Origin of the sequence: Pelatocladus sp. BLCC-F211, from assembly GCF_041928655.1 — a bacterium.
Classification (GTDB): domain Bacteria; phylum Cyanobacteriota; class Cyanobacteriia; order Cyanobacteriales; family Nostocaceae; genus Pelatocladus.
The window spans coordinates 49,563-72,293 of the sequence record NZ_JBHFLM010000196.1; the positions used below are offsets into that span (position 1 = coordinate 49,563).

Genomic DNA, 22,731 nt, shown 5'->3' on the forward strand with positions numbered 1-22,731 from the left:
CGTCGTTAATAGATTGCCTGAGTTTTCGGTTGAAGTGAAATAGATGAGAGGGATTCTCCAAAGGAGACGCTACGCGATGGTGCAAAGCACCCGCCTTACGGCGATCGCACTGTGATAAAATTAATTTAAAACTTCACTCTAATTTCTGTGATTTTTTGAGATAACACTTAGCCCAAGCATATCTTTGTGAGTCTTTCTTCAATAGATAATTAACTGCTTGTTGACGTTTAATCTCATCTTTTGTACTTCTAAGTACTCGCTTAATTTCATCATCTACATCATCTGTTTTTGCACCGCGTTTTTCTGCCTCTGTAAACCAATAATCTCCTTTTGAATATTCACTTTTATCATAATAAATCGCTCCCATTAGAGTGTAAGGTTGATAACTTTCTGGGTGAAATTCAATAGCTTTTTTGGCAGATTTTTCTGCATTAACTAAATCACCAATATCTCTGAAAGCTGCACCTCTAGTTACTAAAATAGCTGATTGCAGTTTACTTTCTCTAATTTTACCTAAGTCTAAATTAGTTATATTTAATGCCTTTTCGGGTTCATCTGCTTTACGCCAATAACTACTAGCAGTAGGAATGTGCCATTTATTTCCAGTACGTTTAAATTCCTGTTCATAAAAATCTGCTTCCAGGCTGTAATGTGCTATAGCAATATTTCCATCACCAGATAAACGTCCTTTTTCTATCAGCTGAACCAGCAACAGAGGATCTAATCGCTCTTTTCTCTCTAATTTGATCATGATTGTGTAAAATGGTTCAAGCGGTAATTGATTACCAGGATCTAAAAGCCCATACTTTTTCTTGAGTGCTACATATTGCTTTTTATGAGCGAGATTAATAATATCTTCTCTTTCATGGTTTTTCAACCAGTCAATCTCTGTGTCTGTCAGCAACTTTCCTAATTCTACATTGGACTTCAAATTAGAAGCATACTTTTCGTGAGCGATCGCCAGAGTTTCGGTTAATTTTCGATTTTTGAGAAAATTAATATCTTGTTCGCTTAATTTTTCATCTAAATCTAGTCTTTTGAGAACTTTATACAAATGACTTAAAGGTGAGGAATCTTCATATTGGCTTGCCTTATACTTAGCTTTTAAAGCTGTAAATTCTCGCTTTTGTTCGAGTTCATTAGCAATGGCAAGTGTTTCAATCAGTCCCTGCTGTTCTAGCCAGTAAATCTCTGAGTAAATTAGCTTTTTATCTGAGTCTAGTTTTTGCAAAATTGGGTATAGTGAACTAGATATAGATACATCATGGTATTGAACTGCTTGATACTTTTCTTTTAAATAAGCAAAATCTGCTTGTTTTTCTAAGTTTTGCTGCTCAACAATATCTATTGTTTCAAGCAATTCTTTATGCTTCAACCATTCCAATTCAGATTTAGTTAATAAGGTTTTAGTTTCCAGTTTTTTCAAAATTGCATAGAGTGGGCTTTGAGATGATGACTCTTGAGATTTAATAGCTTTATATTTGGTCTTCAATGTCAAAAAGTGTTGACTTAGTTCCATTTCATGAACAATTTGAAGCGTTTCAACAAGTTGATGATTTTGCAGCCATTTTGTTTCTGTTTGATTCAACTGTTTTTCTGAGTTAAGCTTCCAAAGAATTGGATACAGAGGCACAGAAATATCATCTTTGAAACCTTGCCAAAAGTTAGGTACTTTGTACTGATTTTTGAGATGAGAAAACTCTTTTTCTAATTTTTTAAGTTCTTCTACCCTTCGTTTCTCTTCTTGACTGATAGCTTCAACAGTTTCTAAAAGCTGATGTTCTGTTAACCAATCAAATTCTAATGTTGTCAGCTTAATTCCTAAGTCTACTTTTTGTAATATTAAATACAGTAAACTAGATGAGGATGAATCTTCATATCTACTTGCGTGATACTTGGACTTTAAAGCAGTAAAGTTTTGGAAACTATTTTGCAACTCTTTATCCATGTTAGTAGCAACCGCGTTAGCACAGAGATATTTGTGTTTTTTGCTACTATAACAATATTGGTAGAAAAGCAAGTAGGGCAATATCCCCACTTAAGACAAGAAAAATTTATACTGCTCACACACAATTCTCATTTTTCGTTTGTAGTGAGGACTTTAGTCCTTATTCTGAGGACTAAAGTCCTCACTACGAACTTATATACTTAATCAACCATCAACCTAACTCTGTGCTTGGGGTGAGCGAGGAATAGTCACATCTATGGGTGTGACTTGTTTCGCTAACTGTGTCAAAGGTGGATTAATCGCCGTTTGATTACCCACAACCAAAGTTACTAACGAATCTGGTTTCAAGTATTTCTGTGCTACTCTTTGGACATCAGCTGCTGTGGTTGCTTCTACTGCTTTTTGGTAGCGGAAGAGAAAGTCAGAGGGATATCCATAATATTCGTATCGCATTAAGCGCGATAAAGTTTGCGCTGGATCTTCAAAATTAAAGACAAACGAATTGAGAGTAGACTCCTTCGCAAAAGCCAATTCTTTAGGTGTAACTGGTTGAGTTTGGATGCGTTTAATTTCTGTTTGCAAAGACTTCACAAATTGTACAGTTGCATCCGATCGCGTTTGTCCCCCAGCAACAAACATACCAGGATAATCATAACGGGGACTCCAGTAACCGTATACAGAATACGCTAAACCTTGACGCGATCGCACTTCATTAAACAAACGTCCACCAAAACCATTTAACACCCCATTCAACACATCCAATGCTGGATAATCAGGGCTTTTAAATTCTCCTCCCAAATGACCGATGAGAATACTACTCTGAGTCAGTTGTGGTTGATTAATAAAAAAGACACCGCTATCTTTAGCTGCTATTTCTGGTAACTGGGGTTTCGTAAAATTGGGGTTGGGTTTCCAGTCACCAAACTTAGCTTGAATCAGGGATTTCATCTTCTTAGAATCAAAATCGCCCACAATTCCCAAAATCATATTATTGGGATAAAAATACTGTTGGTAAAACTTCACCAAATCAGGGCGAGAAATTTTATTCAGCGTCACATACTCTGTTGTACGCGCGTAGGGATTTTCCTTACCATAGACTAATTTCTTAAATTCCCGTTGGGCAATTTCATTGGGACTATCATTACGACGGGAAATCTTACCCCGTTCTTGTGTTTTTGCCAAAGCTAGTTTATCTTCAGCAAAAATTGGTTCCCGCAGGATCTCAGAAAATAACCCCAACACAGTTTCAACATCTTCACTGAGTGCTTCAAAATTAGCAGTACCACTACTTTCATTAATATCAGTTTCAACTGAAGCTGCTCGTTGTTCCAACATCTGATTTAACTCATCCGGCGTATGGGAACTCGTTCCCCCAGTTCGCATTACCGTCCCTACCATCTGAGCTAAACCCACTTTATCTGATGGTTCAAAGCGATCGCCAGTACCAATCATCGCCGCACCAGTCACCAATGGCAATTCATGGTTTTCCATCAGATAAACCACCATACCATTATCTAACTTATATCGCTCATACTTCGGCAACTTAATTTCCGGTAATGGCGCAAACTGTAACTCAGTGTAATGTTTTGCTGCTGTCGCCGCCCAGGAAAAGTTAAAAGTTAAAAGTACCAAGACAAAAGCAGCAACCACTGCATAAACCAACCCTTTAAATTTAAAACTTTGGATTTTCATCTGCTTTTTGCCTGTTCTTTTATACTTCTTCATACCTTTGTTTATGTCCTTTGTTGTCAAAACCACCTAGTTAAAAAATAAGGGTGTAAGAGGAAATAAGAGTGTTTTGAAATTAATCATTAAAAGACTCCGAAAATTTTTACCCTTATACCAATTCTTCGTGAAGCTGCATAGAATTTTACCCCTCCCCCAACCCCTCCCTGCAAGCGGGGAGGGGTGGCGAAGCCGGGGTGGGGTCTTTGTATGCGTCTTCATATAGAATTGGTATTACCCCCAAAAAATCTTCCTACACCCCTATACCCCTATTCCCCTACACCTTTATTTTTTGATAACAGCTTACCAATAGTGCGATTTTCCGGTGTAAAAGTTGTCTTAGCAACTCGTTGAATATCCGCAGCACTCACAGCTTCCAATTTGTCCAACTGCTTAAATAAATTTCGCCAAGAACCAGTTTTTACCTCATACTCCAACAACTGCTGCGCCATTCCCATATTAGAATCGAGCGATCGCAACAATTCGGCCCTTGCTTGGGTTTTGACTCGTTCTAAATCTATCGCTGACACAGGTTCAGTCTTGAGTCTGTCAATTTCTTTGCGTAGAGCGATCGCCACTTCATCAACAGTATGACCAGGAGCCGTCAGAGCATAAAATAATATCAAATTTGCATACTTGTCTCCGGGAAAACCGCTAAAACCTTGGGCTGAAAGTGCTAATTGCTGTTTTTCCACCAAAGATTTATACAGACGTGATGTCCGTCCATCACTTAGCAAACTACCGATAATTTCATACACAGGATCATCTGGATGGGTAAGTGCGGGGCGATGATAACCCTCTAAATACCAAGGTTGAGAATTTAACTTGACTGTGACTTCCCGTGTTTGTTTCTGTGGCGGTTCTGCTGGTAGTTTTGCTACAGCTTTGGGTTTAGCTTTGTAACGTCCAAAGTAGATTTGCGCCAGTCTTTTGACTTCACTGGGGTTGACATCTCCCACAACAGCCATAGTTAAATTACTCGGCACATAATACGCGTCAAAAAACTTCTGCACATCTTCTCGCGTCAAATTGCGGATATCTTCGTCATAACCAATAATTGGACGCCTGTAGGGATGGACTTTGAAAGCTGTATCGATAAACTTCTCTAACATCATTCCAATCGGAGAATTGTCTACCCGCAGACGTCGTTCTTCCAAAATCACATTTTTTTCTTTATAAAACTCCCGGAATACAGGTTCAAGAAAACGTTCTGATTCCAGCGACATCCACAATTCCAACTTGTTAGCAGGAAAGCTGTAAAAATAACGAGTGGCTTCTGTGGAGGTATTCGCATTTAAATCTACACCTCCTGCTTGTTCCACAACTTGTCCCAATTCATTTTGATTGACAAGTTTTGCCGCTTGTGATTCTACTTGCTCAAATTGGGCTGTTAACTTAGCCACTTCATCTTTCTTACCAGCAGCTTGAGCTGTTTCAATTTGCACAGCCAATTGATCCAACTTATCAAGCAGGGGTTTTTCTGCTTTGTAGTTTTTTGTACCAATCTGAGTCGTACCTTTAAAAGCCAAATGTTCTAAAAAGTGCGCGACACCAGTTTTTTTATCTGGTTCATCGACACCACCCACATCAGCGTAGGTAAGAAAAGAAACAACTGGCGCTTGGTGACGTTCCAAGACAATGAACTTCATCCCATTGTCGAGGCGAAACTCCGTCAACTGCTTAATGACTTGATCCAGATAGGGCTGAATCGAACTTTGGACTGGTGGGGCTTGAGTCTTGGCTAAAGCAACTTCCGGTAAAAATCCCCACCACAAAGTTAGTGCCAAAAGTAGAATGGCGATCAGGCGATTTAATCTTTGCTTAAACATTCGTAATCCAAAATATAAAATCCCAAACCTAAAATTAGTATCATTCATAAGCAAAGTTAAAAGTAAAGTTTTGTTACCGGAAATCGAGGCTACCTGCGAGTAGAGCGTTAATCTTGTATTAAGCTTTCTGTGCTTTTTGTCCTTGTCGTAAGACAATAATGCTACGAGTCCTGTTCCGGATATGTCACTATAACTGTTATGCGTGTTTTTAACTCTTCTCCACCATCAGAGGCACAAACCCGTGGTCGCATTTTACAGGCTGCACGGCGGTTGTTTGCCTCCCAAGGATTTGATGGCACCACCACCCGTGATCTCGCACAAGCAGCAGGAGTCGCGGAAGGAACGCTATTTCGACATTTTCCGAATAAAAAGGCCATTTTGGTAGAGGTAGCGACTGCTGGCTGGGTGGAGATTCTCACGGATTTGCTGACAGAATTAAGTGAAATGGGCAGTTATAAAGCTGTGGCGCAGGTAATGCGCCGCCGGATGTGGAACATGCAAAAAAGTGCCGACTTGATGCGGGTGTGTTTTATGGAGGCACAATTCCATCCAGATTTGCGCGATCGCATCCAGTCAGAAGTAATTGACAAAATGACCGATGTTGCCGAAGCTTTTTTCCAAACAGCCATGGATAAAGGCATTTATCGCCAAATGGATGCGAAATTGGTAGCAAAAGTATTCTTGGGAATGTTTGCGATCGCGGGCTTTTCTCACAATACCCTCATGGAACCTGATGCTTCCCCTCAACAAATGCAGCAAATGGCCGAAGGACTCGCTGATATTTTTCTCAATGGTGTATTAGCTAAAGATTAGGGAAAGGGGATCGGGGATCAGGGATCGGAGAATGGGAATGAGATATGAAAAAATTAATAATGCCATTGCCTTTATCATAGATAGGGAGTTTTAAGTCATAGTTTTTCTAAAATGTGTAAATATAATTTTCAAGCAATCCCCAATCCCCATTGCCCCTTATCCCCAGAGGGGGCCCCGCCTTCCCCAATCCCCTATCCCCTCATAGCCTGGGCTTGCTGAATCCATTGCTGTACTTGTTCCACAGAAGGACATAGATCCCGTCGTTGCATTGTCGCCACCTGCAAACGCAAAATTTGTCTATGTAACCTGTGAGTGGGAAGAGTCGCCAACAAAGCTACAGAACCAACACCAGCATGAAGTAATAAGCCACAATATTGAGTACCAACACTAGGAATCCGGGCTAAATCTGCTAACGCTACCCATTTGTTAACATACTGAAGATGAATTTGCAGTTTATTGGCAAGTGTCACTTTCGCCTGGAGAGTTGGGCTTTGTTCAATTAGTGCTTTTGTGGTATCGATACCACAGTTTTTTAATTGGGAGACTTCTTGCTGGGATAATCCTGGTAGTTGTTCAATCGGCCAGTCACAGGATTGTACAAGACGAACTGGTGCTTTAGGTTTAGGAGACATTTCTATAATTTAAAAATAAGCTTGCACTTAACTAAATTAACGTTGATTACAAAAATAGTTTCATCCATAGAGAATATTTAGGATGCTCCCAACTTTAAAATTTCAACTCGCAGTACCCTAAAAAATAAGCAGAGTTTCAAAACATAGAATTTATGTTGCAAAAAAACGAGCGTCGGAGAAAAAAAGATATTTGGGGTATGCTGGCTGCTGCTAGCTTAGTGATCTTGCCAGGGGGATTAGTTGGTTGCAACTTTGGCACAGAAAATGAACGCCAAGAACAACGAGAGAATAACACAAATCAATCAGACTCAGATGACGATGATGACGACAGACAAAATAACCAACGGCGCAATAATAGTAATGACGATGACAATGATGACGATGATTAGAGGTTAACTATAAAAGTAGCCAATAACCTATCAAATTCAGGGAGATGTATGAGTTTGCATACTTTTTACTCCCTGTTTTTTTGTGAATATACTGTAAATAGAATCATAAGTTACTGCAACTAATATTACCTCAGCATTTAATCATAGATATTCTTTAAACATTTAAAAAATTATGTTAAGTATCTCTATAAATGAGCATTTACCACGCTCGCCTTATTTAGTAACTTCTTTACCAGGATCTCGTGCTAGAGAAATTATCGAACGCGATCGCGCCGTAACTTCTCCTTCCTATACTCGCGACTATCCCTTAGTTGTGGCTCGTGGTGAAGGCTGTATGGTGGAAGATGTGGATGGTAATGTCTTTTTAGACATGACGGCGGGAATTGCTGTCACCGCCACAGGACACGCGCATCCCAAAGTTGTGCAGGCTATTCAAGCACAAGCTGGCAAGTTATTGCACATGTCGGGTACTGATTTTTACTATGAACCGATGGTGGAATTGGCGGAAAAGTTAGCCAAACACGTAGATTTTTCTCATGGAGCGAAAGTATTTTTTACTAACTCCGGTGCGGAATCTAACGAGGGCGCCATCAAACTGGCGAGATACTACACCAAACGTTCCTTGATTATTGCCTTTTTAGGAGCATTCCACGGACGTACCTATGGGGCTATGTCTCTGACTGGTTCCAAAGCTGTGCAAAGAGAGGGTTTTGGTCCTCTAGTTCCGGGGGTGACACATATTCCTTATGGGACTCACGCCAGTTTAGATTACCTGGAAAAACAACTATTTCCCGCCATGCTACCACCCCATGAAGTAGCAGCAATTGTAGTTGAACCAATTCAAGGCGAAGGTGGTTACATTGTACCAGAAGAAGGATTTTTACAACGGATTCGCGAAATCTGCGATCGCTACGGCATGATGATGGTAGTGGATGAAGTGCAATCAGGTATGGGGCGTACAGGTCGATTGTTTGCGATCGAACATTGGGGAGTCATACCAGATATTATTACTACTGCTAAGGGTATTGCTAGTGGTTTACCTCTAGGTGCAATTCTCGCCCGACCCGAAATCATGACTTGGCCGCCTGGTTCCCATGCTACCACCTTTGGTGGCAACCCTGTTGCTTGTGCTGCTGCCCTTGCCACTTTGGAACTATTGGAAAGTGGTTTAATGAGAAACGCTAGCAAAATGGGAGAGTTACTGCAAGCTGGTTTAGTAAAGCTGCATCAACAGTTTCCCAGAGTGTCCCTACCACGTGGTAAAGGTTTGATGGTCGCGGTGGATTTGTTTGATAATCAAGGAAATTTGGATCGACAGTTACGCGATCGCATTATACAAACAGCTTTTTTACATGGTTTATTATTGCTTGGTTGCGGAAAAGCCGCTATTCGTTTTTGTCCACCGTTGGTGATTGATAGTGATCAGATTGAGACTGCTTTGGAAATTTTCGCTGGTGTGTTAGCAGAGATTTTGAACTAGTACAGCACGGCGTAAATAAACAGACCATTTAAAATGACACAAAAGCCCGAAATATAATTCTTTTGACTTTTGACTTTTGACTTTTTAAACACCCTTTCTTGATAAATAACGTCCACTGGGCGCACCAATTACCTGTCCTTGATCAAAAATTTTATTCCCTCGCAAAAAAGTTGTTTTGACTCTTCCAGTTAACTCCAATCCTTCAAATGGCGTATAGCCTTGTTGTGATTCTGACTCAGTAGCGCGAATAACAAAGGTTTCATTGGGGTCTAGTAATACCAAATCTGCATCGTAACCAACTGCAATATCACCTTTTGCACTTAAACCAAACCTTTGGGCAGGATTCCAGCTCAATAACTCAGCCATATGATTATAAGACATGCCGCGCTTGCTTCCTTCACTAAAAACGCCAGAAAGCAGGTATTCTGTACCACCAAACCCAGATTTCGCCAGCCAAATGTTATTGGGATCTTTCTGAGAGGCTTTTTGTTCGGCTGAACAACAGGCGTGATCGCTGACAATCCAATCAACTTGGCGATTGAGTACAGCTTGCCACAAATATTCTACGTCAGGGCGGGGACGAATCGGCGGGTTCACCTTTGCCCATTTACCCGTAGGTGTATCTATATCTAATAGCAAATGTCCGACAGTTACTTCCCGACGGAAATTGATATGAGGAAAAACTGTTTGCATCATCAACGCAGCTTCCACTGCTTTGCGAGAACTCAGGTGTAACAAATTAATATTGAAACAATTTGTCTCATGCGCCAAGTAGGAAGCAATGCAGATTGCTAAACCTTCAGAATGCGGTGGACGTGCTGCACTATAAGCCTTTAAACCTGTGAGGTTGGAATCTTGCTGGACAATTTTGGTGTAAGCGTTGAGGATTTCGGCGACTTCGCAATGGAGACTAAGACTCAGGCGATCGCTTGCTTCGGGATACAATTCCCTAAGTTTAGTCAGACCACGCATGATAAATTCAAAGTGAGCCAAGTCATATCTTTCTTCTTTATTAATCATCAAAAACAGGTTTTGTTGATCAGAAAGGCCATGCAAACCATAGCCACCGTAGAACATAAAAATTTTAAATGACCCAATTCCATATTCCTCAAATAGCATTTGCATCTCATCAATATGAGTCGCACTAATTGGGGCAATATGATAGCCATAATCAACAAAAAAATTCCCTTTTGATAACGCCAAAACTTCGGGAAAAAAATCTCTGTAAGAGCCGCCTTTGTTGAGATAATACTGCCCTGTGCGAATATAATTTAGGCTAGTAGTCACACCTCCGGTTGCAGCTGCTTTGGTTTCACTCACCGCATCTTGGTCAAGGGGTTGATAAATACCGATGTGCATATGAGCATCCACAACCCCAGGAAAACCTAGCAAGTTTTGACCATCAAATATTTCTTTACCTTCATCTGGGTTAATATGAGGAGCAATTTGGGCAAATTTTCCATCCTTAATTCCCAAATCAAGTAGTTCGACTGCATCCTGATGGGGACGCACTACCCGCACATGTTTAATAATTTGATCTAATACGGGAGCTTCAGACACAATAAACTTCTCAATCCTTGTCATGAATTATGTTTGTATACATATTTGTCGTTCGATACGAAATCCTTATAGAGACGTAGCAATGCTACGTCTCTACATAACCGTGAATTATAAATTCATATCTTGATTCAGCAACGCCCGATTTTTTATAAGGACGAAAAAATTTAGAAGGATGGGCTAATGCAAGATTAATTTCAGCAGCACCTGCTTTATTATGATGCTGATAGACCATCTTTATGTTCAAAGTTGATCTCATTTTCAACTAATTCAAAAAATTGTGAAATCTGTGCAGTTGAGCGAATGTGATAAACACTTTTGGTGCTTTGTGCTTGCCTAATATACTCACGATATTTTGGGGTCAAATATTTATGACATAACCAAAGCACCTGGTAGCTAGTAAGCGAACTCTTCAATATTGGACTGTTTTCCGGCCAGCCTTCTGGCGGTTTAAAGTAAGCTGTGATTAGTCGTTTAGTCACCCACCAGAAATGCACATATAGCGGTAGATCGACAAAAACCAGAGTATCCGCCTCGCTCAGTCGTAGCCAGAGGGTTTCCATGCTACCAAACCCGTCAATAATCCAACGGTCAGTAAGCAAAATTTGCTCATGGATGTGCTTATAGTTTTCCTGTGGAACCTCAATACCCCCTGATTGATATTGAATTTTGTCTAAGATGTGAAGTGGCAAACCAGTGATTTCTGATAATCTTTTGCTTAGAGTTGATTTACCGCCTCCAGCATTGCCAAACACTGCTACTTTTTTCACCGCCACTCTCCTTTGAGTGCAATCAAGTCACTGCTTAAGCTAAGTAGAACGGCGTAAATAATTAAAGGTTAGTAGTAAGGACTTTAGTCCTTATTTGAGACTAAAATCCTTACTACTAACTAAATTATACATTAAACCGGAATAACATCACATCGCCTTCCTTTACAACATACTCTTTTCCTTCACTGCGAACTAAGCCTTTTTCCTTGGCAGCACTCATCGAACCAGATGCTACTAAATCATCGTAAGCAACAGTTTCAGCGCGAATAAATCCGCGTTCAAAGTCACTGTGAATTACACCTGCTGCTTGTGGTGCTGACATTCCAGCGGTAATTGTCCAAGCGCGGGTTTCTTTTTCACCAGATGTGAAATAAGTACGCAATCCTAACAGCGTATAAGTGGCACGAATTAGTGATTTTAAACCACCTTCTTCCACACCCAAAGATGCAAGGAAATCTGCTCTTTCTGCGTCTGATAATTCGATTAATTCTGCTTCTACTTGGGCAGATACTATTACCACTTGGGCATTTTCATTTGCGGCAATTTCTCTAACTTTTTCGACAAATTCATTACCTGTTGCTAATTCATCTTCAGATACATTAGCAGCATAAATAATTGGTTTTGATGTCAGTAATCCTAATAATTTAATTACTGCTGCTTCTTCTTCTGTTAAAGTAATTTGCCGTACTGATTTGCCTTCATTTAATGCCGTAGCTAATTTTTCCAATACTGTCAATTCAAATTGTGCTTCTTTGCTAGTGCGGGCTTGTTTTTTCGTGCGTTCAATGCGACGTTCGATTTGTGCTAAATCAGCTAAACCGAGTTCCAAATTAATTATCTCAATATCCCGCGCCGGGTCAACTGAACCAGCAACGTGAATAATGTCATCATTTTCAAAACAACGCACCACATGAACGATCGCATCAACTTCGCGAATATGGGACAAAAATTGATTACCCAGTCCCTCACCCTGACTTGCACCTTTCACCAAACCGGCAATATCCACGAACTCAACGCGGGCCGGGATAATTTGTACCGAATTGGAAATCTTGCTTAGAACATTCAACCGTTCGTCTGGTACTGCGACAACGCCAACATTCGGTTCTATTGTACAAAAAGGGAAGTTAGCAGCTTCTGCTTTCGCATTCGCCACTAAAGCATTAAATAACGTAGATTTTCCAACGTTGGGAAGTCCGACAATCCCGGCTCTCAGCATGTTAGGTTTTGGGTTTGAAATTAAAACTAGACGAAATCAATTTTAAACAGGTTCGGGGATTGTTTGTGGTATTGTTCCTGGAACTGTTTGAGGAATTGGAGCAGGTACGGTTTGTGGTATGGGTGCTGGTACGGTTTCAGGAACAGGATCTGGTATAGGGTGAGGAACCGTTGGCCCTGGTGTCGGTTCAGGAGGGAGTACAGGATTTGGTTCTGGGTTAGGAATTGGTGGTTCGTTGGGTTGAGGTTCAGAAATCAGATAAATCATAATCATTTTTTTCAGCAGATTCAACTTTTCCAACCTAAATTACCAACAACATCACCGACATCTTCCTAAATATCTATACTTTTGTTGAAACTGTTTGAAATTTGGGAACTATAGATATAGTCGATCAAATAAATTAAATCTTTAAACCACGTCTACTTTGAGAACTGTAGTTTTGTAGGTTGGGTTACACTCCGTTCCACCCAACCTACATAATGTCCTTTTTGAAAAACTCCTCTTTTCAAGATGGACGAGGTTTAAATCCAATTCTGCTTTTAATTAATATTTAATTTTGTTAAAACTAATGTCAATATTTTTTGTTAGTAGATGGCTGCGCCAACTTCGGGTAGGACAAAAAATTAGCCTTGGATATGGGCTGGCTTTGGGGATTGCTGTTTTGGGTACTACCTCTGGAATTTTGTTAGCAAACCACTACGAAGATCAGGCGCGTGAGCAACAGGAAGATGCACTAGCAGAGCTTCAGTTGATTAATTCTCTGGAAATTAATGCACTTCAGGTTCGCGTTCATCATCAGGAATTTATAACTTTAGTCTCTCAACCAAAGCAGTTACACCAAGAGTACACTGAGTTCCTCAAGCATTATCAGAATTTCAAGGAAGTTTGGTATGAGTTTAGCGATTCAGTAGGAGGAACAAAGGAAGAAGAAGAAAAGGAATTTCCGGGCGAAATTGAAATTGTCAGCAAATTTCTCAAGACTTATCAAGAAGTTCCAAAGGCTTATATTCAGCAAATGGATGCCCTTTTGCTGCGCTGGAATATCCCAGAACTCAAACCGGAAAATGTGGAAACGATACGTTCTCAACTCATCTCGTTTGAAAATAGTCTGCTGATGGTTAAGATGGATGACTTTTGCGAGGGTCTGGTGGAAATGATCGAATTGAGTAAACAGGAGTCTAAGCAAGCCAAGGCTGATATGGAAGCTGCGGATAAACTAAGATCGCAAATCATCGGTGGAAGTATGCTGGTGTCAGTTACACTTGCTATTTTTCTAGTTATTTCCACTAGTCGAGCGATCGCACATCCGATTCAAACCCTCACCAAGGTAGCACAACAGTCAGTTCAAGAGTCAAACTTTGACTTACAAGCGCCTGTAGATACTCAAGATGAAGTTGGGATTCTTGCTATTTCTTTTAATCAACTTATTTCCACTGTTAAACACCTCCTCCAACAGCAACAAGAAGCGAACCAACAATTAGAATCTTATAGCCAAACCCTAGAAGAGAAAGTAGAAGCAAGAACACAGGAATTAAGCGAGAAAAATAACTATCTCAAACAACTCCTAGAAGAACTCCACCACACCCAAGCTCAAATGGTTCAGAGTGGAAAGATGTCTGCTTTGGGACAAATGGTAGCTGGTGTAGCACACGAAATCAATAATCCAGTCAACTTTATTCATGGCAACTTAAGTTATGTGGATCAATATACTCAAGATTTGCTGAAACTGGTGCAACATTATCAGCAGTATTATCCCAATCCTCCCCAAGCGTTGCAAGAAGAGTTAGAAGCGATTGAATTAGAATACTTAGTCGAAGATTTCACCAAGATTCTTCAGTCAATGAAAGTCGGAACAGACCGCATCCGCGAAATAGTACTCTCTCTACGCAACTTTTCCCGTCTTGATGAAGCTGAACTTAAAGCAGTCGATATTCATGAAGGTATTGAAAGCACTTTGATGATTTTACAACACCGTTTAAAAGCAAATGTGCAGCATCCAGAGATCAAAATCATCAAAGAATATAGTCAATTGCCTCTCGTAAAGTGCTATCCTGGGCAACTAAATCAGGTGTTTATGAATTTACTCGCAAATGCTATAGATGCTCTGGAAGAATCAAATCAGGGACGAACTTTTGCAGAGATAGCCAGCAATCCGAACATAATTCATATTAGTACGATCAAAACTGATAAACAAGTTATTATCTCTATTGCTGATAATGGTTTTGGTATTCCAGAAGCAATTCGCTCAAACCTATTCGATCCCTTCTTTACAACTAAGCCTGTGGGGAAAGGTACTGGATTGGGTTTATCAATAAGTTATAAGATTGTTACCGAAAAACATCATGGTAGGCTTTTCTGTGATACAACGCTAGGGCAAGGTACAAAGTTTGTGATTGAAATTCCCATTCGGCAATTCAACGATGATCCTACTGTTTGATGATAAAAATGCTCGCTCAAAATCAAACACCTTTATTAGACACCTTAAAAATCTGTGCTGAACGTCCCCACACACCTTTTTACACCCCAGGACATAAACGAGGTGTGGGAATTTCCGAGAAAATAGCTAATGTTTTTGGTCAAACTGTATTTCGCCACGATTTACCAGAATTAACACAGTTAGATAACTTGTTTGCACCAGCAGGAGTAATCCAACAAGCGCAAGAATTAGCAGCAGAAGCCTTTGGCGCTACACAAACATGGTTTCTTGTCAATGGTTCTACTTGTGGAATTGAAGCAGCAATTCTGGCAACCTGCGGCACTGGCGATAAAATTATACTGCCGCGCAATGTTCATTCCTCAGCGATCGCAGGATTAATTCTCTCTGGTGCTATACCAATTTTTGTCAATCCAGAATACGACCCTGTTTTAGATATTGCCCACAGTATCACTCCCAGCGCAGTCGCAGCAGCCCTACAACAGCATCCCGACGCCAAAGCCGTGATCATGGTTTACCCTACATATTACGGTGTGTGTGGAGATGTGAAGGCGATCGCCCAAATTACCCATCAATACAATATCCCTTTGCTGGTAGACGAAGCCCACGGCGCCCACTTTGCATTTCATCCCCAACTACCCACCCCGGCTTTAAAAGCAGGTGCAGATTTATCTGTACAATCGATTCATAAAACATTGGGTGCGATGACTCAAGCGTCAATGCTGCATATCCAAGGTGAGAGAATAGATCGCGATCGCCTCAACAAAGCTTTGCAGTTAGTACAATCTACCAGTCCCAGTTATTTACTTCTAGCTTCCTTAGATGCAGCGCGTCAGCAAATAGCGTTGTCTGGTAAAGAGTTAATGTCTCGCACATTGCAACTTGCACAGGAGGCGAGAACTAGAATTACACAAATTCCCGGATTGTCGATTTTGCAAAGCCCCACTTGGCAAGGGGGGTTGGGGGGATCTCCAGGTTTGATCACACTAGATCAAACACGCTTAACTGTGACTGTTTCCGGCTTAGGTTTGACAGGCTTTACTGCCGAAGAAATTCTCGACCAACAGCTAGGTGTCACAGCAGAATTTGCTTCTTTGCAACATCTCACCTTTATTATTAGTTTGGGCAACACCCAAGAAGATATCGAGCAGTTGGTGCAAGCTTTGACTAAACTTACTCAAATGACCTCCTCTGTGACAAAAAAGAGCGAGTATAAGCATACAGTTTTATGGGATGATGTTTTTAACATGGGTAATTCTGTACGTATATCGCCCCGTGAAGCTTTTTTTGCTGCTACAGAAGCATTACCAATCCCAGAAACTACTGGACGTGTTTGTGCTGAAATCGTTTGTCCTTATCCTCCTGGTATTCCTGTGTTGATGCCAGGAGAAGTTATTACTCAACCTGCGTTGGAATATTTGCAACAAATTCAGGCAATGGGCGGATTTATTAGCGGTTGTGCGGATGCTAGCTTAAGTACACTTACAGTGGTTAAAGATGAGTTTTGAGCAAGTATTTCAACAAAGTTGAAGAGCCAAGCAAAAGAAAGGATGAGTTAATTTTTCCAGGTCGATGCATTAACAATGTCGGTCGATACATTAACAATGTTGGTCACTGTATGCTTTTACATCTTGTTCCAAATCATCTTCAGTGTAGGGTAGGTAGGCTTTTTCACGCTTGAGAAAATCGTAGGTTTCCCAACGAGATGAAAAGTTGAGCATTTGGCGAACTTCAGCAGCTCCAATGCATCCTTGGCGATAGTTATCAGCCGCGATGAGTTCCACCTACAAAGTTTTGTAGCGTGTGTTGTCGCGCAGCGCAACGCACCATCACAGGTTTTCGGTACATTAGGACTTCCGTCCATAACAGCCAATGGAGGTTATATTTTTTGACTTGTGTGTATAGTAGCTATGATAGGCGAGCTATCTGACATAATGCGATCGCACTTCTAGTACATCTGATTTTTGAAATGCGAACAGTGAGAATGTAGCCAGACATACTAGACTATCTTAATTGGGATGATTTCTCGTATGATATTTTCCCAGAACTATCTTGGTAAAATATTTTATGGTTCAAAAACAATTACAAGATTTCAAAGTATTTCCTAAGCATGTTGGAGTTTGGTATGGTAACTGGATACGTGTAGATGCCAACGTTCAGGAAACCCAACGTTTTGAAGCCGAGATTACGCAGAAAATTATTGATAACCAGTGGATACAAACCAATACTTACAAATATCCTGATGGTAAGAATGTCACGAATTCATTTGTCGGCAAAATAATTAGTGAAGATGAAATAGAAATAGAAAGTCTAGATGTTCCTGAATGGCAAAATTTTAAAACAATTGCTAAGGAACATGGAGATAGCATTATTATTTTTAATGTTTGGAACAAAGCTACTGGGAAATTATTTGCGACAGAAACAATCAATCTTGTTAATCACAATAATCGTTGTCGAACAAGCCAAAGCTTTACAGAAGAAGGTAAAGCAAAAGGTTTTCTGTTGATTGTAGAAGAAAGAGTTCCTGAATAAGTTTTTCACATTTGTCATTGGTCATTGGGAGAAATTTCTCCCTTGTCCTCAATCCCTGTTCCCCGTCTTCACGAGTAAATTCACAAATCAAACCGGATTTCTATATAAGTTTTTCATACAGCAGCAAAGAAAGTAAAAAATCAATTATAAAAATTACTACCCAACTTGTCACAACTGCTCCAGTTGCTGATTCTCCTACCTGTTTTGCTCCACCTGTAGTAGTCAATCCCCAATTACAACCAATTACAGCAACCAGCACACCAAAAATAAAAGCTTTGAGCAAAACAGTCAATATATCCGCTACTGCTAAAAATTTCCTGACTGACTCTAAAAATATCTCCGGGTCTACCTGATAAAATTGCATAGCCGCAAAAACACCACCACAAATCCCGATTACTAAACCTAAAATAGTGAGAATTGGCAACATTAAACAGCAAGCAATTACCCTTGGTACTACAAGATAATCAATAGGGTCAGTTTTGAGCATATAAAGTGCATCTATTTGTTCCGTTACAGACATTTCACCGATTTCCGCAGCAAAAGCAGAACCAACCTGTCCAGCAATAATACTTGCAGTCAAAATGGGTGCTAATTCTCGACAAAATGCTAAAGCAAAAGCGCCTCCCACGGTATTGACTGCATCAAATTTGACTAATTCCCTAGCGGTTTGAATCGTAAAAATCATACCTGCACAACCATTCACCAACAGTACAGGTAGAATAGAACCTGGCCCTGCTGTCACCATATGTTCCAGAATCTTGTGGTAGCATGTTTTTCCCTGAATAAAATGCAGCCATACCTGACCCATGAGCAAGATACTAGTAACAAGGCGGGAAATGTGCGTTCGCCTAAATTTTTTTTGAGGTTGCAATGTTAATTTAACTGCTCAAGCGTTCTATCAATTAAATTTACACCCTGCTGTACAGTTTCTATCAAACTTAACTCTGCACGCAACTCCGGCGCACCGATAAAACCTTTTGCATACCAAGTCATGTGCTTACGCGCTTGCAAAATTCCGCGATCGCCTTTATATTCCCAAAGTGCCTGTAAATGTTCTCTAGCACATTCCAAACGCTGGATTGGTGTTGGTGGTGGTAATTTCTCCCCAGTTTTGAGAAAATAATCTATTTCTCCCACCAAAAACGGATAACCCAAAGTCCCACGGGAACACATCACCCCATCAGCACCCGTTTCTTGTAGACATTGCACCGCCGACTCTACCGAAAAAATATCACCATTGGCAATCACGGGAATCGAAAGCACCTGTTTCACACGACCAATCCATTCCCAACGCGCGTTACCATTGTAACCTTGAGCGCGAGTCCGGGCATGGACTGTAATCATTTTTGCGCCTGCATCCTGCATTCGTTTGGCAAAATCCAGGATCGTAATTTCCTCATCACTCCAACCAATCCGAGTTTTAATTGTTACAGGTACATCGACAGCATTGACGACTTCTCGTACTATTGCCTCAGCGATTTGTGGTTGTCGCAGCAAGGAAGAACCCCCACCCTTTTTAGTAATTTTATTTACAGGGCAACCCATATTAATATCAATTGTATCCGCGCCTTCTGCCACAGCCTTCTGTGCTGCTTCTGCCAAGAAATCGGGACGACAATCAAATAATTGGATGCTAATTGGTCGTTCGTTGGTGTCTACCTCCATGATTTTGGGTAACTTTTTGACATGGTGTAACTCCGTCGCACTCACCATTTCTGTATACATCATCGAATTTGGTGCATAGCGACGTACTAGGCGACGAAACACCAAATCAGTCACCCCAGAAAGAGGTGACTGTAAAACCCGACTGTTCACAGTCAGGTTTCCAATCAAAAGAGATGTAGTAAGTTTTGCTTGCAAACTAGGAGATAGGGCAACCATACACTTTATGATTTAGAGGTCTAGGTAAGATTTGCCATTTCATTCAAGATATTTCCATAAGGATTTTATTTCCTGCTGATGTTAATTCCCAGCGATCGCGAGGCGACCCTTGCTCCACATATCGTCGAAGTAAACCCTCAGCAGCCAAATTTTTTAACACAATCATCATGTCAGGTTCTCTAGGTACGTCTAGACGAGAAAGTGAACTCGCTATTTCATACCAGCTCCAATTTCCTTCACCTTTAGCTACTAATTTAAGAAGCACTAATTCAAGTTGAGTTAGTTTGATTGAGTCTTTCATGGTTCTTCCTCCTTTATAAAGAGGATTTTATCAATTTTAAATTTAACAACTTTACTTTTCATGGAGTGGACAAAAGCTTGATAAATATCTATTCAATGATTTTGCCCACTTAATTAATTTTCTTTCATCTTAACCGCTTATAAATCAACTTTAAATAAAACGCCAAGTCCCTCTTTGAGACGATAATCTTCTAATGTTGCTGTGTGGGCATTATTCCAGAGTTCATAAGCATCGTCCGGATTATTCGGTTGTCCAGTTTGGAAACCGAGTTTTTTATACCTCAGATATTCACGTAGTTCATGGCTATAGAAACGCTTATCAACTGGTTCGGCTAAGAGTTCACCTGCTGCAATTTTGATTAGTCGCTCTATCATTTTCCTCTCATCATCACCAATAGGATTAAATCTATAGACATGAGCTTTTACAATATCGATACCCTTGTTAGTTATCTTGACCTTGGTATAAGAAAGATTAAGTATTTTACCTCCTGCTTTTGATGGGTCAAAGGGTCTGCCACTAATAGCACCTTTTTCTATCATTTGTATATTCATTCTTTAAATAAAAATTTGTATAAATAATTTATCAATAATAACATAAAGTACGTAGATTGTTATGCAAAAACCAATTTTGAGTGCATTCATAATTTGATATCTACCTCTTTTTGCTTGACAAGAGGCTTGGTGAATTTTCCACTGCACTCGATAAAGTAATGTGTAGTTGAATGAATGCAGCAAGCACAGACAAACTGAACTTTGTAGCTGCTGAGATTCCTCTTTTTGATTCTCCTGTGTCTCTAGAGTTTACTAAAAGACGGCAAACACGACCATCAGATTACGGTTCACCCGAATCTCAGGAAGTATTAATTCTCATACATTAGACAAAGTGAAAGCAATAAATATATGAGCCAACTGGAAACATGAAGCATAACCGCCCTTGTTAAGGTTCGGAAAACCACCCTTCATCGACTGGCTACACAGGCTCAGTATATATATCAGCATAATATTGGGTTTTGCCCAAGAACAAACCAAAGGTATTGATGCTGAACTGGCTGCTTTTAACAAACCAGCTAGTTCAAAAATTGGTCCTTTATATCCCATTCATTCATTTGTAGTAATACGGAGCCAGCACCTAAAATGGCAAAAGTAGTTGGAATTGACTTAGGTACGACAAACTCCTGCGTAGCAGTAATGGAAGGTGGTAAACCTACAGTTATTGCAAACGCTGAAGGTTTTCGGACAACACCGTCAGTTGTGGCGTTTGCCAAAAATGGCGATACCTTGGTTGGGCAAATCGCCAAGCGCCAAGCGGTGATGAACCCCGAAAATACCTTTTATTCTGTAAAACGATTTATCGGTCGCCGCTACGAAGAAGTTACAAACGAAGCAACAGAAGTTTCCTATAAAGTTGTCCAAAGCGGTGGAAACGTCAAACTAGATTGTCCCCAAGCCGGAAAAGCATTTGCACCAGAAGAAATTTCTGCTAAAGTTCTGCGTAAGCTGGTAGAAGACGCCAGCAAATATATCGGTGAAACTGTAACTCAAGCTGTTATTACTGTTCCTGCTTACTTCAACGACTCCCAACGCCAAGCTACCAAAGACGCTGGTAAGATAGCAGGTATTGAAGTATTACGGATTATCAACGAACCTACCGCCGCTTCTCTAGCATACGGTTTTGATAAGAAGAGCAACGAAACTATCCTTGTATTTGACCTTGGTGGTGGTACATTCGACGTATCTATTTTGGAAGTAGGCGACGGTGTATTTGAAGTACTCGCTACTTCTGGTGATACCCACCTTGGTGGTGACGACTTTGATAAGAAAATTGTTGACTACTTAGCAGAAGCATTTAGAAAAGACGAAGGTATTGATTTACGTAAAGACAGACAAGCCTTACAACGTCTGACAGAAGCAGCTGAAAAAGCCAAGATTGAACTTTCTAGCGTTACCCAAGCGGAAATTAACCTACCATTTATCACTGCTACTCAAGACGGGCCCAAACACTTGGATATGACTCTGACACGGGCCAAGTTTGAAGAACTTTGTTCTGACTTAATTGACCGTTGTCGTATCCCTGTAGAAAACGCCCTGCGTGATGCGAAGATCAGCAAGAACGATATTGATGAAGTTGTGTTAGTGGGTGGTTCTACTCGTATCCCCGCCGTCCAAGATGTGGTGAAGCGGATTCTGGGTAAAGATCCAAACCAAAGCGTTAACCCTGATGAAGTAGTCGCAGTTGGTGCTGCAATTCAAGCTGGTGTGCTTGCTGGTGATGTTACAGGTATCTTGCTGTTAGATGTAACACCATTGTCTCTAGGTGTAGAAACTTTGGGTGGTGTCATGACCAAGATTATTCCTCGCAACACCACTATTCCTACCAAGAAATCAGAAGTCTTCTCCACTGCTGTGGATGGTCAAACCAACGTCGAAATTCACGTCCTCCAAGGTGAACGGGAAATGGCAGGCGATAATAAGAGCCTGGGAACTTTCCGCCTGGATGGTATTCCCCCTGCACCCCGTGGTGTACCCCAAATCGAAGTTGTGTTCGATATTGACGCCAACGGTATTTTGAACGTTACCGCTAAAGACAAGGGTACTGGTAAAGAACAGTCTATTAGCATTACCGGTGCTTCAACTCTAGATAAAACCGACGTTGAACGGATGGTACGCGAAGCTGAACAAAATGCTTCTACTGATAAAGAACGTCGCGAGAAAATCGATCGCAAGAACCAAGCTGACTCCTTAGCATACCAAGCTGAAAAACAATTGCAAGAGTTAGGCGATAAAGTCCCAGCTGCTGACAAGACCAAAGTTGAAGGCTTGGTAAAAGACCTGCGGGATGCTATTACCAAAGATGACGATGAGCAGATCAAGAAACTAATGCCAGAACTGCAACAAGCGTTGTTTGCTGTTGGTAGCAACATCTATCAGCAAGCTGGTGGCGGTGCGCCAACTGATGCTGCTGGTACTACAGATGGCGGTACTTCCTCCACTGGTGGTAGCGGTGATGATGTGATTGACGCTGATTTCACAGAGTCTAAGTAATGTTGATTGTTGGTTGTTTGTTGTTGGGAACAACCACCAACAAGCAACAATTAACAAACAACAAATATTTATTAACAATGACTACTCAAGGTATACCTTTCCTTTGGGTGGTCATTTTTTTGTTGGATATTTGGATGATAGGTAGAGTCCTGACTACGAACTTTGTGATCTATCAATTCTAAT

General features: G+C 40.7%; 21 protein-coding genes. 8 read left to right on the top strand and 13 right to left on the bottom strand.

Features of this window, described 5'->3' with window-relative positions:
* Positions 1-133 precede the first annotated feature (133 nt).
* The 3 genes from ACE1AT_RS23350 to ACE1AT_RS23360 all read right to left on the bottom strand — a co-directional run bounded on the left by ACE1AT_RS23350 (position 134) and on the right by ACE1AT_RS23360 (position 5,502).
* Positions 134-1,948 carry a hypothetical protein gene (locus ACE1AT_RS23350; protein WP_374872713.1) on the bottom strand — a complete coding sequence of 605 codons (1,815 nt, stop codon included), beginning with the start codon at positions 1,946-1,948 and terminating at the stop codon, positions 134-136.
* 216 nt (positions 1,949-2,164) lie between these two features.
* Entirely contained in the window at positions 2,165-3,640 is a 1,476-nt protein-coding gene (locus ACE1AT_RS23355; RefSeq protein ID WP_374872785.1) for a M16 family metallopeptidase, read from the bottom strand.
* A gap of 302 nt (positions 3,641-3,942) precedes the next feature.
* Positions 3,943-5,502: a M16 family metallopeptidase gene (locus ACE1AT_RS23360; protein ID WP_374872715.1), complete on the bottom strand. Its 1,560-nt coding sequence runs from the start codon at positions 5,500-5,502 to the stop codon at positions 3,943-3,945.
* A 198-nt stretch (positions 5,503-5,700) separates the two neighbouring features.
* On the opposite strand from ACE1AT_RS23360, the gene ACE1AT_RS23365 reads away from it, so the two are divergent.
* Positions 5,701-6,315 (top strand): TetR/AcrR family transcriptional regulator, encoded by a 615-nt coding sequence (locus ACE1AT_RS23365; protein WP_374872717.1) that lies wholly within the window; start codon positions 5,701-5,703, stop codon positions 6,313-6,315.
* A 191-nt stretch (positions 6,316-6,506) separates the two neighbouring features.
* Here ACE1AT_RS23365 and ACE1AT_RS23370 read toward each other — a convergent pair whose 3' ends face one another.
* Entirely contained in the window at positions 6,507-6,947 is a 441-nt protein-coding gene (locus tag ACE1AT_RS23370; protein ID WP_374872719.1) for a DUF4332 domain-containing protein, read from the bottom strand.
* 152 nt (positions 6,948-7,099) lie between these two features.
* Between ACE1AT_RS23370 and ACE1AT_RS23375 the strand changes: the two genes are divergently transcribed.
* Together ACE1AT_RS23375 and ACE1AT_RS23380 are read left to right on the top strand one after the other, a co-directional pair.
* Entirely contained in the window at positions 7,100-7,336 is a 237-nt protein-coding gene (locus ACE1AT_RS23375; RefSeq protein WP_374872721.1) for a hypothetical protein, read from the top strand.
* A 172-nt stretch (positions 7,337-7,508) separates the two neighbouring features.
* Positions 7,509-8,816: an acetyl ornithine aminotransferase family protein gene (locus ACE1AT_RS23380; protein WP_374872723.1), complete on the top strand. Its 1,308-nt coding sequence runs from the start codon at positions 7,509-7,511 to the stop codon at positions 8,814-8,816.
* Positions 8,817-8,900: 84 nt separating this feature from the next.
* Here the strand turns inward: ACE1AT_RS23380 and ACE1AT_RS23385 are convergent, their stop codons facing one another.
* The 4 genes from ACE1AT_RS23385 to ACE1AT_RS23400 form a co-directional block, all read right to left on the bottom strand.
* On the bottom strand, positions 8,901-10,376 hold the full coding sequence (locus ACE1AT_RS23385) for an amidohydrolase family protein (RefSeq protein ID WP_374872725.1): 1,476 nt from the start codon (positions 10,374-10,376) through the stop codon (positions 8,901-8,903).
* A gap of 212 nt (positions 10,377-10,588) precedes the next feature.
* Positions 10,589-11,143 (bottom strand): adenylate kinase, encoded by a 555-nt coding sequence (locus ACE1AT_RS23390; RefSeq protein WP_374872727.1) that lies wholly within the window; start codon positions 11,141-11,143, stop codon positions 10,589-10,591.
* A gap of 124 nt (positions 11,144-11,267) precedes the next feature.
* Positions 11,268-12,359 carry a redox-regulated ATPase YchF gene (gene ychF / locus ACE1AT_RS23395; RefSeq protein ID WP_374872730.1) on the bottom strand — a complete coding sequence of 364 codons (1,092 nt, stop codon included), beginning with the start codon at positions 12,357-12,359 and terminating at the stop codon, positions 11,268-11,270.
* 42 nt (positions 12,360-12,401) lie between these two features.
* The gene (locus ACE1AT_RS23400) at positions 12,402-12,626 is read right to left on the bottom strand and encodes a hypothetical protein (RefSeq protein ID WP_374872732.1); all 225 of its coding nucleotides are present in this window, start codon (positions 12,624-12,626) and stop codon (positions 12,402-12,404) included.
* Between the two features lie 301 nt (positions 12,627-12,927).
* Between ACE1AT_RS23400 and ACE1AT_RS23405 the strand changes: the two genes are divergently transcribed.
* Positions 12,928-14,796, top strand: coding sequence for an ATP-binding protein (locus ACE1AT_RS23405; protein ID WP_374872734.1), 1,869 nt, complete (start codon positions 12,928-12,930; stop codon positions 14,794-14,796).
* An 8-nt stretch (positions 14,797-14,804) separates the two neighbouring features.
* Positions 14,805-16,301, top strand: a complete 1,497-nt coding sequence (locus ACE1AT_RS23410; protein ID WP_374872736.1) for an aminotransferase class I/II-fold pyridoxal phosphate-dependent enzyme — start codon at positions 14,805-14,807, stop codon at positions 16,299-16,301.
* A gap of 90 nt (positions 16,302-16,391) precedes the next feature.
* Here ACE1AT_RS23410 and ACE1AT_RS23415 read toward each other — a convergent pair whose 3' ends face one another.
* Complete coding sequence (locus ACE1AT_RS23415) at positions 16,392-16,577, bottom strand: UPF0175 family protein (protein WP_374872738.1); 186 nt, start codon at positions 16,575-16,577, stop codon at positions 16,392-16,394.
* A gap of 283 nt (positions 16,578-16,860) precedes the next feature.
* On the opposite strand from ACE1AT_RS23415, the gene ACE1AT_RS23420 reads away from it, so the two are divergent.
* Positions 16,861-17,325: a DUF3598 family protein gene (locus ACE1AT_RS23420; RefSeq protein WP_374872741.1), complete on the top strand. Its 465-nt coding sequence runs from the start codon at positions 16,861-16,863 to the stop codon at positions 17,323-17,325.
* Positions 17,326-17,425: 100 nt separating this feature from the next.
* On the opposite strand, the gene ACE1AT_RS23425 is transcribed toward ACE1AT_RS23420, so the two are convergent.
* From ACE1AT_RS23425 to ACE1AT_RS23440, 4 genes are all read right to left on the bottom strand, one after another.
* A complete protein-coding gene (locus tag ACE1AT_RS23425; protein ID WP_374872743.1) occupies positions 17,426-18,196 on the bottom strand; it encodes an MlaE family lipid ABC transporter permease subunit in 771 nt (256 codons plus the stop codon).
* A gap of 2 nt (positions 18,197-18,198) precedes the next feature.
* Positions 18,199-19,206 carry a tRNA dihydrouridine synthase DusB gene (dusB, locus tag ACE1AT_RS23430; protein WP_374872746.1) on the bottom strand — a complete coding sequence of 336 codons (1,008 nt, stop codon included), beginning with the start codon at positions 19,204-19,206 and terminating at the stop codon, positions 18,199-18,201.
* A gap of 43 nt (positions 19,207-19,249) precedes the next feature.
* Positions 19,250-19,507 carry a hypothetical protein gene (locus ACE1AT_RS23435; RefSeq protein ID WP_017311169.1) on the bottom strand — a complete coding sequence of 86 codons (258 nt, stop codon included), beginning with the start codon at positions 19,505-19,507 and terminating at the stop codon, positions 19,250-19,252.
* A gap of 137 nt (positions 19,508-19,644) precedes the next feature.
* Positions 19,645-20,046 carry a hypothetical protein gene (locus tag ACE1AT_RS23440; RefSeq protein WP_374872748.1) on the bottom strand — a complete coding sequence of 134 codons (402 nt, stop codon included), beginning with the start codon at positions 20,044-20,046 and terminating at the stop codon, positions 19,645-19,647.
* Between the two features lie 182 nt (positions 20,047-20,228).
* On the opposite strand from ACE1AT_RS23440, the gene ACE1AT_RS23445 reads away from it, so the two are divergent.
* Entirely contained in the window at positions 20,229-20,384 is a 156-nt protein-coding gene (locus tag ACE1AT_RS23445) for a hypothetical protein (protein WP_374872750.1), read from the top strand.
* Between the two features lie 256 nt (positions 20,385-20,640).
* Positions 20,641-22,548, top strand: coding sequence for a molecular chaperone DnaK (dnaK, locus tag ACE1AT_RS23450; protein WP_374872752.1), 1,908 nt, complete (start codon positions 20,641-20,643; stop codon positions 22,546-22,548).
* The last annotated feature ends 183 nt before the right edge of the window (positions 22,549-22,731 follow it).

Coding starts and splice junctions, on each gene's coding strand:
- ychF (WP_374872730.1), bottom strand. CDS start 12,359: ATGCTGAGAGCCGGGATTGTCGGACTTCCCAACGTTGGAAAATCTACG.
- ACE1AT_RS23350 (WP_374872713.1), bottom strand. CDS start 1,948: ATGGATAAAGAGTTGCAAAATAGTTTCCAAAACTTTACTGCTTTAAAG.
- ACE1AT_RS23405 (WP_374872734.1), top strand. CDS start 12,928: ATGTCAATATTTTTTGTTAGTAGATGGCTGCGCCAACTTCGGGTAGGA.
- ACE1AT_RS23400 (WP_374872732.1), bottom strand. CDS start 12,626: ATGATTTATCTGATTTCTGAACCTCAACCCAACGAACCACCAATTCCT.
- ACE1AT_RS23370 (WP_374872719.1), bottom strand. CDS start 6,947: ATGTCTCCTAAACCTAAAGCACCAGTTCGTCTTGTACAATCCTGTGAC.
- ACE1AT_RS23380 (WP_374872723.1), top strand. CDS start 7,509: ATGTTAAGTATCTCTATAAATGAGCATTTACCACGCTCGCCTTATTTA.
- ACE1AT_RS23435 (WP_017311169.1), bottom strand. CDS start 19,507: ATGAAAGACTCAATCAAACTAACTCAACTTGAATTAGTGCTTCTTAAA.
- ACE1AT_RS23420 (WP_374872741.1), top strand. CDS start 16,861: ATGGTTCAAAAACAATTACAAGATTTCAAAGTATTTCCTAAGCATGTT.
- ACE1AT_RS23355 (WP_374872785.1), bottom strand. CDS start 3,640: ATGAAAATCCAAAGTTTTAAATTTAAAGGGTTGGTTTATGCAGTGGTT.
- dnaK (WP_374872752.1), top strand. CDS start 20,641: ATGGCAAAAGTAGTTGGAATTGACTTAGGTACGACAAACTCCTGCGTA.
- dusB (WP_374872746.1), bottom strand. CDS start 19,206: ATGGTTGCCCTATCTCCTAGTTTGCAAGCAAAACTTACTACATCTCTT.
- ACE1AT_RS23375 (WP_374872721.1), top strand. CDS start 7,100: ATGTTGCAAAAAAACGAGCGTCGGAGAAAAAAAGATATTTGGGGTATG.
- ACE1AT_RS23365 (WP_374872717.1), top strand. CDS start 5,701: ATGCGTGTTTTTAACTCTTCTCCACCATCAGAGGCACAAACCCGTGGT.
- ACE1AT_RS23360 (WP_374872715.1), bottom strand. CDS start 5,502: ATGTTTAAGCAAAGATTAAATCGCCTGATCGCCATTCTACTTTTGGCA.
- ACE1AT_RS23445 (WP_374872750.1), top strand. CDS start 20,229: ATGAATGCAGCAAGCACAGACAAACTGAACTTTGTAGCTGCTGAGATT.
- ACE1AT_RS23410 (WP_374872736.1), top strand. CDS start 14,805: ATGCTCGCTCAAAATCAAACACCTTTATTAGACACCTTAAAAATCTGT.
- ACE1AT_RS23440 (WP_374872748.1), bottom strand. CDS start 20,046: ATGATAGAAAAAGGTGCTATTAGTGGCAGACCCTTTGACCCATCAAAA.